This is a genomic window from Nocardia sp. NBC_00403, from assembly GCF_036046055.1.
GTDB lineage: Bacteria > Actinomycetota > Actinomycetes > Mycobacteriales > Mycobacteriaceae > Nocardia.
In genome coordinates this window covers 2389124-2404814 of the sequence record NZ_CP107939.1, presented here as the reverse complement: position 1 = coordinate 2404814, position 15691 = coordinate 2389124, and the positions used below count along the sequence as shown (strand labels likewise).

Here is a 15691-nt window from a genome sequence, read left to right as displayed (position 1 = left end):
GTCATGGGCTCTGGTGGCAGGCTTTCGGCGGAGTCGGTGCGACGTCGAGCGCGGGATTGCGGTCGAAGAAGCCGACAGGTTTGAGCCAGAAGTTCACCGTGTCCACCGGCATGATCGGCCAGTCCTCCGGGCGGGTGATGTGGTGGATGCCGAAGATGTACCAGAGCACTACGTCGGTGTTCATGATGGACCGGTTCGCCGCCGTCCACTCGGGCAGCCCGTGATCGACCTTGCTCTGGGTGACGAATTCGCCTGCGGGCCAGCGCTCGTCCGGGGAATTCGGGGTGACCCACAAGGTGTGCTCGATTGCCTTGCAGCGCGCGAGGATCGGCGATCGGGGATCGAACATAGCCGGAATCGCGCCCCCCGGTACCAGCTTGTAGGCCGGTGCGGTGCCCAGTCCGTTGGTGGTGTTGTCGTTGGCCACTTTCCAGGCGCGCTGGGTCGACCAGTCGAAGTCCTGCTTTCCTTCGGCTTCGGTGCGCAATGGAGTGTTGTTCTGCCGCAAGGAAAGTCCGTAGGGGTTATCCGGTCCCATCGGGACGATCTCGGTCTCGGTGCGGTAGACCGTGTTCTCGGTGCCGTCGATGTCGAGATCCAGGCGGGCAACCAGAAAGTGCTGATGGAACGGCGCGTAGGTGCGCTGGTCGACCAATGTGCCGTGCGGGTGCGCACCGCCTGCCGGGAAGTGACCGACAACCATGATTCCGGTCGCACGGACCTCACACTCGATATTGCCGTCCTGGTAGAAGCGCCAGTAGACGAGGTACTCGTAGTTCGCGACGGTGACGTGGGAAGACACTGTCAGCCTGCGCATTCGACGCACCTCGGCGCCCGCGTGATGGTCGACGTGTTTCCACAGGACGGCGTTGTCCTCTTCGTGGAGACAGATGGCGTTCCTGATCGTGACGGGTTCACCACTGCTGTTGTGCACCACCGCATCCAGGTAGCGGATCTCGCCCAGGCAGTCGCAGCCCAATTCGAGCGAGGTGGTCATGAATCCGATGCCCCACTCACCGATGTCGAAGGCCGTTCGGCGGTAGTGGTCGGTGCAGTGATCCCGGTACGGAACCATCATCTCCGCGAAAGAGAGCCGGTTCGCGATCGAGCGGATCCGGCCGCCATCGTTGTACTTCACCGCATGCAGTGTCATGCCCTCGCGATAGTTGAAACCGACGCGCAGCGACCAGTTCTGCCACTCGACCTTATTGCCCGCCACCGAAAAGGACGGCCCGTCCGGCTGCGTTATCTCCAAGGGGCGCAACGGTTGCCGGGTGCTCGCGGCGCGAATCCGGTCCGGGATGTGGCGAGGGACGTACTCGCCCATGATCTCCGGTGTGTCGACCGTGCCGGTGTCCTCGATCTCGAGCAGCTCCATGGTGTTCATGTCGATGATGCAGTGGAATCCGTTGACCGGCCCGGCATAGGGGTTCGCGCCGTCGGCGGCCCTGACCCAGGTATCGGACCAGCCGAGCCTGCGACCTCGATACTGCGGCGGAAGCACCGCGTCACCGTAGGTCCAGGTGTCCATGAACACCAGACTCATATCGGTGATACCCCGCGCGGCCAAGGCCGCGATCACCTCGGGATGCGCGCGCAGCGCCGCGTCGGCCTCCTCCCATTCGTCGAGGGTGAAGTTCGCCTGCACGCCAGGCAGGTGCGTCCAGGACAGCACGGTGTCGGTGGTCAGCGAGACGAGCGCCTTGTAGGTCTTGTTCTCGGCCCGCTCGAAACACACCACGTGCGCGTTGCGGTCGGGCACCACTGCGTCGGCATCGAACGCTGCTATCTCGGGCTTCGACGGCTCGGCGAGTTCGATCGACGCGTACCGCCAGCCGGGGCCGACGCCGTGCGTACGGGTCAGCACGGCGACAACTCGACGGAACTCATCGGACGACAGCGGATCGAGCGGATGGAACGTATCGGCCACGATTGCTCCCTACCGGTCGAAGGTCCTCGGTGTGACGGGCTCGCTGCAACTTCGCTACGACGACCCTACGACGCCGAGCAACTCTTCCGGCACTGTTCGGACCGCGCCGCAACAGGCGTCAGCCGTGACGGGCAGCAACGCACCAGCAGACCATGAGCGGGTAGTGCCTTCCCCACGGCGTTTCCACACCCAGCCCCGGGGCTCGCCCGGACGACGGAACGTCAGGAGTGCACAGTGCGCCGCGAGGTCCAGACGGTGATGGTGAACAGCACGACGCCGAGTACCGCGAGGCCCGCACCGACGGTCGCGGGAGCGGTGTAACCGAGGCCCGCGGCGATAACGAGGCCGCCGAGCCAGGCGCCCGCGGCATTGGCGATGTTGAGGGCGGCATGGTTGAGGGCAGCGGCGAGGGTTTGGGCGTCGGCGGCGACGTCCATCAGCCGGGTCTGAAGGGCAGGGGCCAGTGCCGCGCCCGAGGCGCCGATGAGGAACGCGCCGAGGGCGGCGGAGTACGGGTTGTGTGCGGCGGCGACGAATCCCGCGAGGATGACGACCATCGCACCGAGGGCGGCGAAGATCGCGAAATCGACGCCACGGTCGGCCAGGACGCCGCCGACGATGTTGCCTGCCACCATGCCCAGGCCGAAGAGCATGAGCACAAGCGGAACCAGACCCGCTCGCATACCGGCGACGTCGGTGAGCGTGGTGGTGATGTAGGTGTAGACGGCGAACATGCCGCCGAAGCCGACCGCGCCGACGAGCAGAGTCAGCAGAACTTGCGGGCGGCGCAGCGCACCGAGTTCGGTCATCGGGTTGGTGGTTCTGATGCCGGTGAGCTCCGGCACGTAACGCAGAAGGGCGGCCACAGTCGCCACTCCGATCGCCGCGACCACGACGAAGGCGTCCCGCCAGCCGAGATGCTGGCCCAGCCAGGTGGCACTGGGAACGCCGACAACGTTGGCGGCGCTCAAACCCAGCATAACCGCAGCAACAGCCTTGGCACGCTGCCCCACCGGGGCGAGGGTCGCGGCGGCCAGCGACGCAACGCCGAAATAGGCGCCGTGCGGTAGGCCGGCGATGAAACGTGCGACAACGAGGGTTGCGAACGTCGGCGCGAGCACGGTCAAGGCATTTCCGATGGTGAACGCCACCATCAGCACAACGAGCAGACGCTTGCGCGGCACCCGGGCGCACAGGGCGGCGATCAGTGGAGCGCCGACGACCACACCCAACGCATACGCCGACACCGCGTGCCCTGCCGTCGGCTCCGACACACCCATGGCACTCGCGATGTCGGGCAGCAACCCCATGGTGACGAACTCGGTCGTCCCGATCCCGAAGCCGCCGAGCGCCAGCGCCAGCATCGCCGGGAGGTGCCAATCCCTCCGTTCGGCCTCGACTGGTGCGGTGGGCGGCGGGGCTACGGAACTGGTCACGTATTGATGTAACCGCCCGCCCGACCCTTCCGCTTCCCGGGCAAACGTGAGTTCGCCCACCTCAGCGTCGATACATCGCGCAGGTCATCCCGCACACACCTCCTTCGGGCAGCCACCGGGCAATCCGGCGCTCAGTCGGAATGCAGTGGCTCGCGGCGTTCGAAGGTGCGCCGGTACTCGGCGGGTGACACACCGATGACGCTCGCGAAATGACGGCGCAGGTTGGCCGCCGTGCCGAGACCGGACATGCTGCTGATCCGATCGATGCCGAAATCACTGGATTCCAAGAGGGATTGGGCGTGCGACAGCCGCTGGCCGAGCAGCCATTGCATCGGTGTCGCGCCGGTCGCCTGCTGCACATGCCGGAAGAAGGTGCGCGGACTCATGTTCGCCTTCGCCGCGAGCGCGTCCACGGAGAGTGGTTGGTCGAGATTGGCGATGGCCCACTGCAGCACCGGTCCGATGCCGTCGTCGGCCCGCGGCGGAATGGACAGCTCGACGAATTGCGCCTGCCCACCGGAACGGTGCGGCGGGATCACCATCCGTCGCGCCAACCGGTTGGCGATCACCGCGCCGAAGTCGCGGCGGACCAGGTGCAGACACAGATCGAGGGCGGCCGCCATGCCCGCGCTGGTGAGCACGTCCCCGTCATCGACGTAGAGCACCGACTCGTTGACCTCGATGCCGGGATAGCGCCTGGACAGGACCTCGGCGTGCTCCCAGTGCACAGTGGCGCGCCGACCGTCCAGGATGCCCGCGGCGGCGAGGGCGAAGATCCCGTCGCACAGCGCGACCATACGGGCACCGCGACGGTGCGCCGCGGCGAGCGCGGCGACGAGTTGGGGAGGTATTTCGCGTTCAGCGGTCACGAAGTCGTGAGCCACCGAGGGCACGATCACGGTGTCGGCCGCCAGTAGATCGGCGAGACCGTGTTCGGCCCGCAGGTAGGTGCCGAAACCGATCGGCTGGGTGTGCTGCTCCGGCGTCACCGCGCAGACCTTCAGCTCGTACCAGGAGTCGGAGAGATCCGGCTGCGGGGTGCCGAAGATCGAGGCCACCACTCCCAGCTCGTAGAGATCCCACGGATGCAGCGCGCCGGGAGAGACGGCCAACGCGACAGTTCGACCGGTCATGAGTCGATGTTATGGCAGTAATCGTTCGCTTGTCGTCAGTTCTGCCACTGATGTTTTTCCGTCGGAGCGCGAAGACTGAGTTCGGGCGCCCAACCAACCGAACTCAGGAATCGACGGAGGAATCGTGAACGACAATCGGACATCGGTCACCGTGTTGGGCCTCGGCCGCATCGGCGCGACGATCGCCGAGATCTTCTTGCGCAACGGGCACCCGACCACCGTGTGGAACCGGTCATCGGGCAAGGCCGCACATCTGGACGAACTCGAAGCAGTGCGCGCCGCGACGCCCGCGGCGGCCGTGGCCGCCGGTGCGCTGATCGTGGTCACGGCGGCCGACACCCCTGCCGGCGCTGCGATTCTCGCGTCCGCTCCCGAGGCGCTGCACGGGCGCACTGTCCTCAATCTGGCGACCGGCCGCCCGGACGAGGCACGCGAGTTGGCGTCCTGGATCGCCGAGCGCGACGGGCACTACCTGGACGGCGGGATCCTCGGCGTGCCCCAGACACTCGGCACGCCGGACACCATGGTCATGTACAGCGGCTCGCCCGAAGCGCAGGCCGCGCACGGCGACATCATCGCCGAGCTCGGCACCGCGAAATACCTCGGCGCGGACGCCGGCCTCGCCGCACTGCACGACATGGCGGTATTGGCCGGGATGTACGGGCTGTTCGGCGGTTTCTTCCAAGCGGCGGCGATGGTCGGCAGCGCGGGCTTCCCCACGGGCGAGTTCACCGCAGCGTTCTTGATGCCGTGGCTGCGCTCGATCATCGACGTGCTGCCGACCCTGGCCGAGGAGATCGATTCGCGGCAGTTCGAGGTCAATTTCTCCGACCTGGCAGGCAACCGGGCCGGTCTGCGCAATATCCGTACCGCCAGCCGCGATCAGGGCGTCGCGACAGACCTGCTCGACCCCTTGCAGCGCATGTTCGACGAGCAGGCGGAACTGGGCAACGGCGCCGACAGCTTCACCCGCGTCGTCGGTGGTCTACTCGGCGCCGCTGTCTCCGAGCGGAGTTGACCGGCTCGAGCCGCAAACAGTTCGGGCACCCGTACCACTTGCCGATCCGAGCGACCGGCCTGCAGTCGTCCGCGGCGTGGTGCGGGTGCCCGTTTGTTCGCGCCCGGCGCCGGAATGTTCCAGCGCCGGGAGTGGTGGGAGTCCGGTCAGCGCAGGGCGCGGGCCAGATTGGCGTCGAGCGCGCCGAGGAATTCCTCGGTGGTCAGGTAGCTCTGGTCGCCGCCGACGAGCGCGGCCAGGTCCTTGGTCATCTGCCCGCCTTCGACGGTCTTGATGACGACGTCCTCGAGAGTCTGCGCGAAGCCGATCACCTCGGGGGTGTTGTCCAGCTTGCCGCGGTGCTCGAGACCACGGGTCCAAGCGAAGATCGACGCGATCGGGTTGGTCGAGGTCGGCTTGCCCTGCTGGTGCTGGCGATAGTGCCGGGTGACCGTGCCGTGTGCGGCCTCGGCCTCACAGGTGCGCCCGTCCGGGGTCAGCAGCACCGAGGTCATCAGGCCGAGCGAGCCGAAGCCCTGCGCGACCGTGTCGGACTGCACGTCGCCGTCGTAGTTCTTGCAGGCCCAGACGTAGCCGCCCTCCCACTTCATGGAGGAGGCCACCATGTCGTCGATCAGCCGGTGCTCGTAGGTGAGCCCCGCCGCGTCGAACTGGGTCTTGAACTCGGCGTCGAAGACCTCCTGGAAGGTGTCCTTGAACATGCCGTCGTAGGCCTTCAGGATGGTGTTCTTCGTGGACATGTACACCGGGTAGTTCTGCGCGAGTCCGTAGTTGAGCGACGCGCGCGCGAAATCCTCGATGGACTTCTTGAAGTTGTACATGCCCATCACGACGCCGCCGTCCTCGGGCATTTTCACGACCTCGTGCACGATCGGCTCGCTGCCGTCGTCCGGGGTGAAGGTGAGGGTGACAGTACCGGCCTCGAACACCTTGAAATCGGTGGCGCGGTACTGGTCGCCGAAGGCGTGGCGGCCGATGATGATCGGCTTGGTCCAGCCGGGCACCAGGCGCGGGACGTTCGAAATAATGATCGGGGCGCGGAAGATCGTGCCGCCGAGAATGTTGCGGATGGTGCCGTTGGGCGACCGCCACATCTTCTTCAGGCCGAACTCCTCGACGCGCGCCTCATCCGGGGTGATGGTGGCGCACTTCACGCCGACGCCGTGCTGCTTGATGGCGTTGGCGGCGTCGATGGTGACCTGGTCGTCTGTCTTGTCCCGGTACTCGATGCCGAGGTCGTAGTACTCGAGGTTCACGTCGAGATACGGGTGGATCAGCTTGTCCTTGATGAACTGCCAAATGATCCGAGTCATCTCGTCGCCGTCGAGTTCTACGACGGTGCCTTCAACCTTGATCTTGGACATGGATCTTCGTGTCCTCCTAGGATGGTGCCCTCATTGCACGGCCAGGCGAACACTTGTGAGCGGACCCCAGCTGTTCCAAAGACAACGTATATGCCCCGCGTTGTCCGCGGAACGTGTGGTGCAAACAAGACAAGCGTACTGCTGGTGAGGATCTCACCGCGCGGGCAGCCCCCCGAGTGAGCGCGCCCGAAATGGTTACCGACAAGTAGGTCGGGAGTGGCCCCGATCACTCGCGGGCCGACGACCGACGCGGCGTTGCCCCCGTCACCACGGCGTGTCCTGCGGCGGGCAAAAGAAAGTCCGCGTATCGCCGCCGAGCGGAGGCGATACGCGGACTTCCGATGCCGTGAGAGGAAGATCTCAGACCCCGACGTGGACCCGAGCGCCGTCCTCGGAGCCCTCGATCAGGTTCTGCGGCTTGTCCCTGATCATGAACGCGATCACCGGGACCGCGGCGAGGAAGAAACCGGCGCCGACGTAGAACGCCACGTCGTAGCTGTGGATCGAGGCACGGGCGACCAAGTTGTCGAGCGTCGGATTGCCCTCCGCGAACGACTTGGCCGTCTGCACCGAGATGGTGGTCAGCAGTGCGGTGCCGACCGCACCGCCGACCTGCTGCGCGGCGTTCAGCAAGGCACTTGCCACACCCGAGTCCTCTTCCTCGACCTGATGCAGCGCGACGGTCTGCATGCCGACGAACAGCGGACCCATGCCGAGCGCGATCAGCACCTGCGCGGGCAGCACACTCGCCGCGTAGCTGTCGCCATAGCTCAACTGCGCCAGCCACAGCAGACCGAGGACACCGAGCACGGAGCCCGCCACCATCAGCGGTCGCGGGCCGAGCTTCGGCAGCAGCGCACTGGTGACACCGGCGGAGATCGCGATACCCGCGGGGAACGGCAGGAACGCGAAGCCGGCCTTCAGCGAGGAGTAGCCGAGCGTGATCTGGAAGTAGTAGCTCAGGAACAGGAACATCGCGAACATCGCGATCGGGATGAGCAGCGCGGCGAGGAAGGCGCCGCCGCGGTTGATCTCACCCGGAATGTGCAGCGGCAGCAGCGGATTCGAGGAACGACGCTCGATCGCGACGAATGCGATCAGCAGCGCGACACCCGCGACGATCAGCCCGAGGGTGCTGCCCGCCAGCCAGCCGTCGTCGGCGGCGCGGCTGAAGCCGTACACGATCGCGATCAGGCCGAGCGTCACGGTGACGGCACCCGGCACGTCGTAGCCGCCGGTGCGCGGGGCCGGTATGTCCTTCACCACAAAGGCCAGCGCACCGACCAGAGCGAGAATGGCGATCGGGGTGTTCACCAGCAGGCACCAGCGCCAGGAGGCGTACTCGGTGAGCGCGCCACCCGCGATCAGCCCGAGCGCGGCCCCGCCCGCGGAGATTCCAGCGAAGACACCGAACGCGGTCGCGCGTTCTTTGGCCTCGGTGAAAGTGACCGAGAGCAGCGAAAGTGCCGCCGGCGCAAGCAAAGCCGCGAAGGCGCCCTGCAGCGCGCGGCCGGCGAACAGCTCCACACCGTTCTGCGCGAGACCCGCCAGCGCGGAAGCCGCCGCGAATCCGACGAGACCGACAATGAAGATCCGGCGCCTGCCGAGGTAGTCGGCGAGCCGGCCGCCGAGCAACAGCAGACCGCCGAAGATCAGCGTGTAGGCAGTGAGCATCCATTGCTTGTTGCCATCACTGATGTCGAGATCACGTTGTGCGAACGGCAGCGAGATGGTCACGATGGTGGCATCCAGCACCACCATGAGCTGGGCCAATGCGATCACCCCCAGGGCCCACCAGCGCGCCGAACTGCCCTGTTTTCCCGGAACGTCTACCGCTGTCGCAGTCTCGGTCACCTTGATCTCCTTGAAACTCGAAGTCGTGACGCCATCCTGTCATTGTCAGACATTTGTCGTCAAGGGAAAAATGTCGCAATCCGACATTTGACCGCTAACGACACGAAAAGTCCCGGTTGCGATACAGTGGAAGGATGCTCGAGTCATCAACGCCGACCGGCGCGAGCGCAGCAGCGGACTCCCCTGCCAGCGCCGAGTCGAACCAGGACCCGGACCAGGACCGGGCTGTAAATCCGGCGCCTGCCGGCCTGCGCGAGCGCAAGAAGCAGCAAACCCGGTTGCGCATCATCGAGGTCGGACTCGACCTCTGCGACGCGCACGGTTTCGATGCCACCACCGTCGAGCAGATCGCGAATGCCGCCGACGTCTCACCCCGCACGATCAACCGGTATTTCGACAGCAAAGAGGACATCATCCTCGGGCCGATCAAGGACTTCGGCCGCACCGTCGCCGAGACCCTGCGCGGACTCCCGGTCACCGGCAACGAGCTGCAAGCGCTGCGTGAGGCCTTCCTACGGACCATCGACCAGGCGGTAGATGGAAATGACAGGATGCTGTCGTTCCGGCAGTTCCAGCAAATGCAGCGCATCCTGCGCAGCAGTCCGTCGGTCAGTACGCGCAGCCTCGAGCACGCCGACAACAAGACCGCCGCGATCGCCGAGGTGCTCGCGCAACGACTCCACACCCAGCCCGACTCGTTGCAGGTGCGCCTGATCGTCGGCACCTGGCAGCTGATCGGACAGCTCGGGATGGAATGTTCGGTCGACATCTTCGACGAACACGATCCGGCGGCGGCGGCCTTGGCGGGCCGCGCCGCGTTCCTCTCCACCTTCGACGAGTTCGTACGCATCTGCTGCGTCCCCTTGGCCGCCGCAACCCGGTGAGTTTCGACGACGATTTCGATCGTCGACCGACCGCCAGCTATGATGCCGATCAGGTCATGAGTGCCAGCGCGAAGCCCCGGCTTGCTGGACGGCAACCCTCCAGCTGCGGTGGGGTGCTCCGGGTGATGACCGGGCTCTCGAAAGTCGAGAGCAAGCGCGCACTTCAGGAGGTACCCCCAATGTGTTGTTGTCCGTCGCCCACATCCCATTAGCAAGTAGTTCTGGCGAACAACCCCTTTGGAGCAAGACATGAGTGACCCCATCGCGTCCGCGGCCGATCTCGATCCGATCGCATCCGATCCGACGCAGTGGTCCTTCGAGACCAAGCAGGTCCACGCGGGGCAGGCCCCGGACGAGGCCACCGGCGCCCGCGCCCTCCCGATCTACCAGACCACCTCCTACGCCTTCCGTGACACTGATCACGCGGCCGCGTTGTTCGGCCTCGCCGAGCCGGGCAACATCTACACCAGGATCATGAACCCGACCCAGGGCGTGGTCGAGCAGCGCATCGCCGCCCTGGAAGGTGGCGTCGCCGCGCTGCTGCTGGCCTCGGGACAGGCCGCGGAGACCTACGCGATCCTCAACCTGGCCTCGGCAGGCGACCACATCGTGTCCAGTCCGCACCTCTACGGCGGCACCTACAACCTCTTCCACTACTCGCTGCCCAAGCTCGGCATCGAGGTCTCCTTCGTGGCGGACCCCGACGACCTGGAGCAGTGGCGTGCGGCCATCCGGCCGAACACCAAGGCGTTCTACGGCGAGACCATCGCCAACCCGAGCAGCGCCATCTTCGACATCCCGGGAATCTCCGCGATCGCGCATGCCAACGGACTGCCACTGATCGTGGACAACACGGTCGCCACCCCGTACCTGATCCAGCCGCTCGCGCACGGTGCCGACATCGTCGTGCACTCGGCGACCAAGTACCTGGGCGGCCACGGCACCGCGGTCGCGGGTGTGATCGTCGACGGCGGCACGTTCGACTGGACCGTGCATGACGAGCAGGGCGAGCCGCGGTTCCCGGGTTTCACCACACCGGACCCGAGCTATCACGGTGCGGTGTTCGCCGACCTCGGCGCACCCGCGTACGCGCTGAAGGCTCGCGTGCAGCTGCTGCGCGACCTCGGTGCCGCGGTGTCGCCGTTCAACGCCTTCTTGATCAGTCAGGGCGTCGAGACGCTGAGCCTGCGCCTGGAGCGCCACGTCGCCAATGCGCAGGCGGTGGCCGAGTTCCTGACCGGCCAGCCCGCCGTCGAAGCGGTGTACTACGCGGGCCTACCGTCCTCGCCGTGGCACGAGCGCGCCAAGCAGCTCGCACCGAAGGGGCCGGGCGCGATTGTTGCGTTCGAGCTCAGCGGCGGTGTCGATGCGGGCAAGAAGTTCGTGGACGCATTAGCCCTGCACAGTCATGTCGCTAACATCGGTGATGTGCGTTCTCTCGTGATCCATCCCGCCTCGACCACGCACTCGCAGCTGACACCCGAGGAGCAGTTGGCCTCCGGCGTCACGCCGGGGCTGGTTCGGCTGGCGGTGGGCATCGAGGGAATCGACGACATCCTCGCCGATCTGCGAGCCGGTTTCGCGGCGGCGGCGACGTGACCGTGCGCGCCGAACCGAGTGCCGTGCGACCCGCCGCGGCGGTGGCCCTGCCACCGCCGGACGGGCGGCTCGGCATGATCGCCATCGGGGACGTGCGGCTGGAGAACGGCGCACTCGTCCAGGACGTGCACCTGGCCGTGCAGCGCTGGGGTGAGCTCTCCCCCACGCTGGACAACGTGGTGCTGGTCGAGCACGCGCTGACCGGCGACTCGCATGTGATCGGACGCCCGGACGACATCCATCCGCTGCCGGGGTGGTGGGACGGCATGGTCGGCCCCGGCGCGCCGATCGACACCGACGAGTGGTGTGTCATCGCGGCGAACGTGCTCGGCGGCTGCATGGGCAGCACCGGACCCACCTCGCTGGCTCCGGACGGAAAGCCATGGGGTGCAAGGTTTCCGGAGATTTCGATCCGCGATCAGGTGAACGCGGAAGTGGCGCTGATGGATCTGCTCGGCATCGAAAGGCTGGCCGCGGTCGTCGGCGGGTCGATGGGCGGCATGCGAGTGCTGGAGTGGATGGTCGGCACCCCGGGTCGGGTCGGCGCCGCCCTGGTGCTCGCCGTCGGCGCGCGCGCCACCGCCGACCAGATCGGCACGCAGACAACGCAAATCGCCGCGATCAAGGCCGACCCCGACTGGCAGGGCGGCGACTATCACGACACCGATCGCGCCCCGACGACCGGCATGGGCATCGCACGGCGCATCGCGCACCTGACCTATCGGACCGAGTCCGAGCTGGATCACCGCTTCGAGAACAACGCACAGGGCGACGAGGATCCGTGGCGCGGCGGCCGCTATGCGGTGCAGAGCTATCTGGACCATCAGGCCGATAAGCTCTGTAGCCGTTTCGATCCGGCCACCTACGTCTTGCTCACCGAGGCGATGAACCGGCACGACATCGGGCGCGGGCGCGGCGGGGTCGAGGCCGCGCTTGCCGCGACGCCGGTGCCGTGTGTGGTCGGCGGCGTCGACTCCGATCGGCTCTATCCACTGCGCACCCAGCAGGAACTCGCCGATGGGCTGCCCGGCTGCGATGGACTGGAGATCGTGCATTCGCGCGACGGCCACGACGGGTTCCTCACCGAGGCGGCCGCGGTGTCGAAGCTGCTGACCGAGACGATGCGGCTGGCTCGGGTGCACCGCAAGCCGGTCGACTGACACCCGTTATTTCGGCGAGCCCGGGCACTGGTTGCCGGGCATACGAAATACCTTGTCCCAAGCCTATTCGGCGACGGGTGCGCCGACGAGCAGACCGACGATGGAACGCACGTAGGCCTGCAGCCGCTCTCTGGGATAGACGTCGGGCTCACTGACCGCCAATCGGCCGAGCATCTCGGCGATGGTCAGCAGCGAGTTGGTGAGCAGCGCGGAATCCACACCCGCCCACCGCGGCTCGAGCGCGGTGCCCATGCGGACCAGCGCCTCGGCCTGATCGAAGATGCCCGCACGCGAATTCTGCAGCGCGTCACGGTATTCGCCGGGAGCATTGCCCGGCGCGGTGAGAATCAATCGCCAGCGTGTCGGATTCTCCAGTGTCACACCGACGAACGCCTCGACCGTCGCCGAGGCTGCGACAACCGGAAGCGGGACGCGCTACAGCGCCAACAGCCCGGAGAGCCAGCTGTGGATCCACATCACTGGCTGGCACTCGGTACTCGAGGCCTACGAAATGTTCGGGCCCGGCCCGCTGTCTCCAGAGGAGGAGACGCGCTACTGGCACGAGTGCGCGATCGCAGCCGAACTGCAGACCTGCAAGCCGGAAGACGTGCCGCACTCCCGCGAGGAGGTGCGCGTGTACTTCGCCAGGGTCCGCCCGCGACTGTGCACCTCCGAGCGCGCCGAGGAGGGCATGCACCACCTGTTGTGGACCTCACTGCGCAACGGTGCGGGCCTCAGCTATTTCGCGGGCAGCAGGCTACTGTCGCTGGCTTCGGTCGCCACGCTGCCGAAGTGGATGCGCAAGCTCGGCGGGTTCGATCGGCCGCGCATCGTGGATCTGCTGGTCCGCCCCGCCGCGCGGATCATCGTGTGGGGCGCGTCCGCGTTCAATTCCTACGGCCTCATTGCCTCGGCGCCGTTCATCGCTCCGATGGCGGGTCAGATCCTCGAACAGCACCTGAAGGGAGCACCGCCCGCCGAGCTCGAGACGATCACACCGGCACAGGCGCGCAGCCGCTACGGTGCGCGCAGCGGACGCGCGGTCGTGGCCGAAGCGAGATAGGGCACTACCCCTCCGGCGCGCGATCATCCTCCAGCACGCTCCACGGTCCTGTCGCCCATTCCGCACCGTTGCGAAACGGCTTACTGATCCACGCAGGCCGCGCGGGGCAGCCGGCCAACCGACCCGCGCCCGCCCTGCTGCGCGTGGCGACCAGGTAGTAGCCCTTCGAATCCTGTTCCAGGACGGGTAGATACGCGCAGACCAGCCCCGCCGCCATATCCAGATCGCCCGCCATGGCGGTCCCCACGAGCGGCGCGCCCTCGCGGCCGTTGTCGTCGAAGGCCACCACGGTCCACAGCGAATGCGCCTCGCCGCTCCCGCCATCGGTATCACTCATGCCGTTTCCCCTGCACTGGAGTCGCTGCATCGGACCGGACCGTCGGGTTCCCGGACGGCCTCGGACTCGCCAGGCATCCGAGCTATAGCTCATGAAAACCATTGCGAGCCGGAGGTTTCAGTTTACTACCTGAGACACCTGGCGTGGATCGGGTCGCGATATCCGCACCGGCCTCAGCCTGCCGCGAGACGCCTGGCCTCCTCGACCCGGTTGATATTGGTCTCGATCCACTCGCGCAGCGCCGCGATCGGAGTGCGCAGGCTGTGGCCCAGCTCCGTGAGGTCGTAGTCGACGCGCGGCGGAATGGTGGGATGTGCTGTGCGCGTGACGAATCCGTCCGTTTCGAGCTGACGCAGAGTTTGCGTGAGCATCTTCTGCGAGACGCCATCGATGCGGCGGTACAGGTCTGTGTAGCGCATGGTCCCGTCGGCGAGGGCATCCACGATCAACACCGTCCACTTACCCGCGACCTGGTCGAGGAGCTGCCGGGTAGGACACTTCGCCGAGTAGACATCGGCAGGCAGCCCACTGGCCTCATGGATCGTACGCACGTCTTCGAGTGTAACGCACTTTCAAGTGCCGTCTTCACATTGGAGAGTAACTCTCCGATAGTAAGAATCATGACAACACAGACACTTTCGGTTCCCGACGCCATTCGCACCCGCCGCACCACGCGCCACTACCGCCCGGACCCGGTGCCGAGGGAACTGCTCGAGGAGCTGCTGGATCTGGCGGTCGAGGCGCCCACCGCGTGGAATATGCAAGACCGTTCGATCGTGGTGGTGACCAGTGAGTCCGGCCGCCACAACCTGTCGTCCGCCGCCTTCGGTCAGCCGCAACCGCTGGAGGCGCCGGTGGTGCTGGTCTTCGTCGCCGAGACGGCAGCCTGGGAGGCGAGCAATACCGACATCGCCGAACTGGCGGGCCGCAACGGCGCATGGAACGCGGAGTTCACCGCGATGTTCGACTCCCGCGCCGAATTCCACTCGCTGCACCAACGCGGGCTGATCCGCGAGAACGCCGTGAAGAATGCGATGATCGCGGCAACCTACGTCATGCTCGCCGCCACCAGCCTCGGCCTGTCCTCGGCGCCGATGAACGGCTGGGACCCGGACCTCGTCAAGAAGGCCATCGGCATCGACGACCGCCCCGACCTCGCCATCACGGTCATGGTCACCCTCGGCTACAGCGACGCCAACCCACCGCACCCCGGTCGCCGCCCGCGCGAGCACACCGTGTTCGCCGAGCGCTACCCCGCCGACCGGTGAACTAGCCGATGCGGGCGTCGTCCTCGCCGACGACATCGGCGAGGACAACCGAACGACCTTGCGCCCACCTGAAATGCCGCTCCGTCACTCCCAGCCACGAATCCGACGCGAGCGCTGCCCCGTCAGCCGACGCCGAGGGTGTTGATCGTCGCGGCAATGAAGACGATCAGGGTGCCCAGGATGCTCAAGGTCGCGACATCGAAGGGCTTGCTGCGCACCGCGAGCAGGCCGACCCGAGCCGTCGGCAGACACAGCCGGAAGGCGGCAGCCAGCAGCGTCGCGCCACCGAAGAACAGCGCCCCACGACGCCAGCGATCCGAGGCGACAAAAATCACCGCGAGCACGATGACCACCGCCACGATGACCATCGGCAGGTGAGAGCGCAGGAACTGCTCACCCCGGTTCCTACCGGACTGCCGGTCGGCGGCAGAGGCGTCCACGTCGGTCACGGCACCGATTCTTGCAGACACCAGGCGGCCGGTCACAGACAGCGGTCATCCCACCGTGAGTTATTCGACGACGGCGACGCCTTCGACCTCGATGAGATGTCCGGCGTAAACAAGGCCGCGCCGCCGACCGGCACCACCGTTTCGGAGCGTGGAAAGTTTCTACTACGGAGCGTAGTTTCGAGGTACGGTGGGTTGA

General features: G+C 66.5%; 15 protein-coding genes and 1 riboswitch. Of the genes, 6 read left to right on the top strand and 9 right to left on the bottom strand.

What is annotated here, in order from left to right; genetic code table 11:
• Position 1 precedes the first annotated feature (1 nt).
• From OHQ90_RS10445 to OHQ90_RS10435, 3 genes are all read right to left on the bottom strand, one after another.
• Complete coding sequence (locus OHQ90_RS10445; RefSeq protein ID WP_328412756.1) at positions 2 to 1933, bottom strand: primary-amine oxidase; 1932 nt, start codon at positions 1931 to 1933, stop codon at positions 2 to 4.
• 218 nt (positions 1934 to 2151) lie between these two features.
• Positions 2152 to 3294 carry an MFS transporter gene (locus tag OHQ90_RS10440; RefSeq protein WP_442941455.1) on the bottom strand — a complete coding sequence of 381 codons (1143 nt, stop codon included), beginning with the start codon at positions 3292 to 3294 and terminating at the stop codon, positions 2152 to 2154.
• Between the two features lie 203 nt (positions 3295 to 3497).
• Entirely contained in the window at positions 3498 to 4499 is a 1002-nt protein-coding gene (locus tag OHQ90_RS10435; protein ID WP_328409506.1) for a helix-turn-helix domain-containing protein, read from the bottom strand.
• Between the two features lie 124 nt (positions 4500 to 4623).
• On the opposite strand from OHQ90_RS10435, the gene OHQ90_RS10430 reads away from it, so the two are divergent.
• The gene (locus OHQ90_RS10430; protein ID WP_328409504.1) at positions 4624 to 5517 is read left to right on the top strand and encodes an NAD(P)-dependent oxidoreductase; all 894 of its coding nucleotides are present in this window, start codon (positions 4624 to 4626) and stop codon (positions 5515 to 5517) included.
• 146 nt (positions 5518 to 5663) lie between these two features.
• Here the strand turns inward: OHQ90_RS10430 and OHQ90_RS10425 are convergent, their stop codons facing one another.
• Both OHQ90_RS10425 and OHQ90_RS10420 read right to left on the bottom strand, forming a co-directional pair.
• Entirely contained in the window at positions 5664 to 6881 is a 1218-nt protein-coding gene (locus tag OHQ90_RS10425) for an NADP-dependent isocitrate dehydrogenase (protein ID WP_328409502.1), read from the bottom strand.
• 360 nt (positions 6882 to 7241) lie between these two features.
• Positions 7242 to 8735 carry an MFS transporter gene (locus OHQ90_RS10420; RefSeq protein WP_328409501.1) on the bottom strand — a complete coding sequence of 498 codons (1494 nt, stop codon included), beginning with the start codon at positions 8733 to 8735 and terminating at the stop codon, positions 7242 to 7244.
• Positions 8736 to 8869: 134 nt separating this feature from the next.
• Here OHQ90_RS10420 and OHQ90_RS10415 point away from each other — a divergent pair, with 134 nt between their 5' ends.
• From OHQ90_RS10415 to metX, 3 genes are all read left to right on the top strand, one after another.
• A complete protein-coding gene (locus OHQ90_RS10415; protein ID WP_328409499.1) occupies positions 8870 to 9619 on the top strand; it encodes a TetR/AcrR family transcriptional regulator in 750 nt (249 codons plus the stop codon).
• 52 nt (positions 9620 to 9671) lie between these two features.
• A riboswitch (SAM riboswitch) is annotated at positions 9672 to 9782 on the top strand.
• Between the two features lie 86 nt (positions 9783 to 9868).
• A complete protein-coding gene (locus OHQ90_RS10410; protein ID WP_328409497.1) occupies positions 9869 to 11218 on the top strand; it encodes a bifunctional o-acetylhomoserine/o-acetylserine sulfhydrylase in 1350 nt (449 codons plus the stop codon).
• A gap of 74 nt (positions 11219 to 11292) precedes the next feature.
• On the top strand, positions 11293 to 12378 hold the full coding sequence (gene metX / locus OHQ90_RS10405) for a homoserine O-acetyltransferase MetX (RefSeq protein WP_328412755.1): 1086 nt from the start codon (positions 11293 to 11295) through the stop codon (positions 12376 to 12378).
• Positions 12379 to 12441: 63 nt separating this feature from the next.
• Here metX and OHQ90_RS10400 read toward each other — a convergent pair whose 3' ends face one another.
• Positions 12442 to 12729, bottom strand: coding sequence for a hypothetical protein (locus tag OHQ90_RS10400; protein WP_328409495.1), 288 nt, complete (start codon positions 12727 to 12729; stop codon positions 12442 to 12444).
• Here OHQ90_RS10400 and OHQ90_RS10395 point away from each other — a divergent pair.
• Positions 12719 to 13441, top strand: coding sequence for an oxygenase MpaB family protein (locus tag OHQ90_RS10395; RefSeq protein ID WP_328409493.1), 723 nt, complete (start codon positions 12719 to 12721; stop codon positions 13439 to 13441). The two genes, OHQ90_RS10400 and OHQ90_RS10395, sit on opposite strands and share 11 nt — an antisense overlap.
• 4 nt (positions 13442 to 13445) lie before the next feature.
• Here OHQ90_RS10395 and OHQ90_RS10390 read toward each other — a convergent pair whose 3' ends face one another.
• Entirely contained in the window at positions 13446 to 13778 is a 333-nt protein-coding gene (locus OHQ90_RS10390; RefSeq protein WP_328409491.1) for a hypothetical protein, read from the bottom strand.
• Positions 13779 to 13951: 173 nt separating this feature from the next.
• Positions 13952 to 14329 (bottom strand): winged helix-turn-helix transcriptional regulator, encoded by a 378-nt coding sequence (locus tag OHQ90_RS10385; protein WP_328409489.1) that lies wholly within the window; start codon positions 14327 to 14329, stop codon positions 13952 to 13954.
• A 69-nt stretch (positions 14330 to 14398) separates the two neighbouring features.
• On the opposite strand from OHQ90_RS10385, the gene OHQ90_RS10380 reads away from it, so the two are divergent.
• Positions 14399 to 15046, top strand: a complete 648-nt coding sequence (locus OHQ90_RS10380; protein WP_328409487.1) for a nitroreductase family protein — start codon at positions 14399 to 14401, stop codon at positions 15044 to 15046.
• Between the two features lie 122 nt (positions 15047 to 15168).
• Here OHQ90_RS10380 and OHQ90_RS10375 read toward each other — a convergent pair whose 3' ends face one another.
• On the bottom strand, positions 15169 to 15414 hold the full coding sequence (locus tag OHQ90_RS10375) for a DUF3017 domain-containing protein (protein ID WP_328412754.1): 246 nt from the start codon (positions 15412 to 15414) through the stop codon (positions 15169 to 15171).
• Between the last annotated feature and the right edge of the window lie 277 nt (positions 15415 to 15691).

Coding starts and splice junctions, on each gene's coding strand:
- OHQ90_RS10440 (WP_442941455.1), bottom strand. CDS start 3,294: ATGCTGGCGCTGGCGCTCGGCGGCTTCGGGATCGGGACGACCGAGTTC.
- OHQ90_RS10435 (WP_328409506.1), bottom strand. CDS start 4,499: ATGACCGGTCGAACTGTCGCGTTGGCCGTCTCTCCCGGCGCGCTGCAT.
- OHQ90_RS10425 (WP_328409502.1), bottom strand. CDS start 6,881: ATGTCCAAGATCAAGGTTGAAGGCACCGTCGTAGAACTCGACGGCGAC.
- OHQ90_RS10415 (WP_328409499.1), top strand. CDS start 8,870: ATGCTCGAGTCATCAACGCCGACCGGCGCGAGCGCAGCAGCGGACTCC.
- OHQ90_RS10410 (WP_328409497.1), top strand. CDS start 9,869: ATGAGTGACCCCATCGCGTCCGCGGCCGATCTCGATCCGATCGCATCC.
- metX (WP_328412755.1), top strand. CDS start 11,293: ATGATCGCCATCGGGGACGTGCGGCTGGAGAACGGCGCACTCGTCCAG.
- OHQ90_RS10390 (WP_328409491.1), bottom strand. CDS start 13,778: ATGAGTGATACCGATGGCGGGAGCGGCGAGGCGCATTCGCTGTGGACC.
- OHQ90_RS10380 (WP_328409487.1), top strand. CDS start 14,399: ATGACAACACAGACACTTTCGGTTCCCGACGCCATTCGCACCCGCCGC.
- OHQ90_RS10375 (WP_328412754.1), bottom strand. CDS start 15,414: ATGGTCATCGTGGCGGTGGTCATCGTGCTCGCGGTGATTTTTGTCGCC.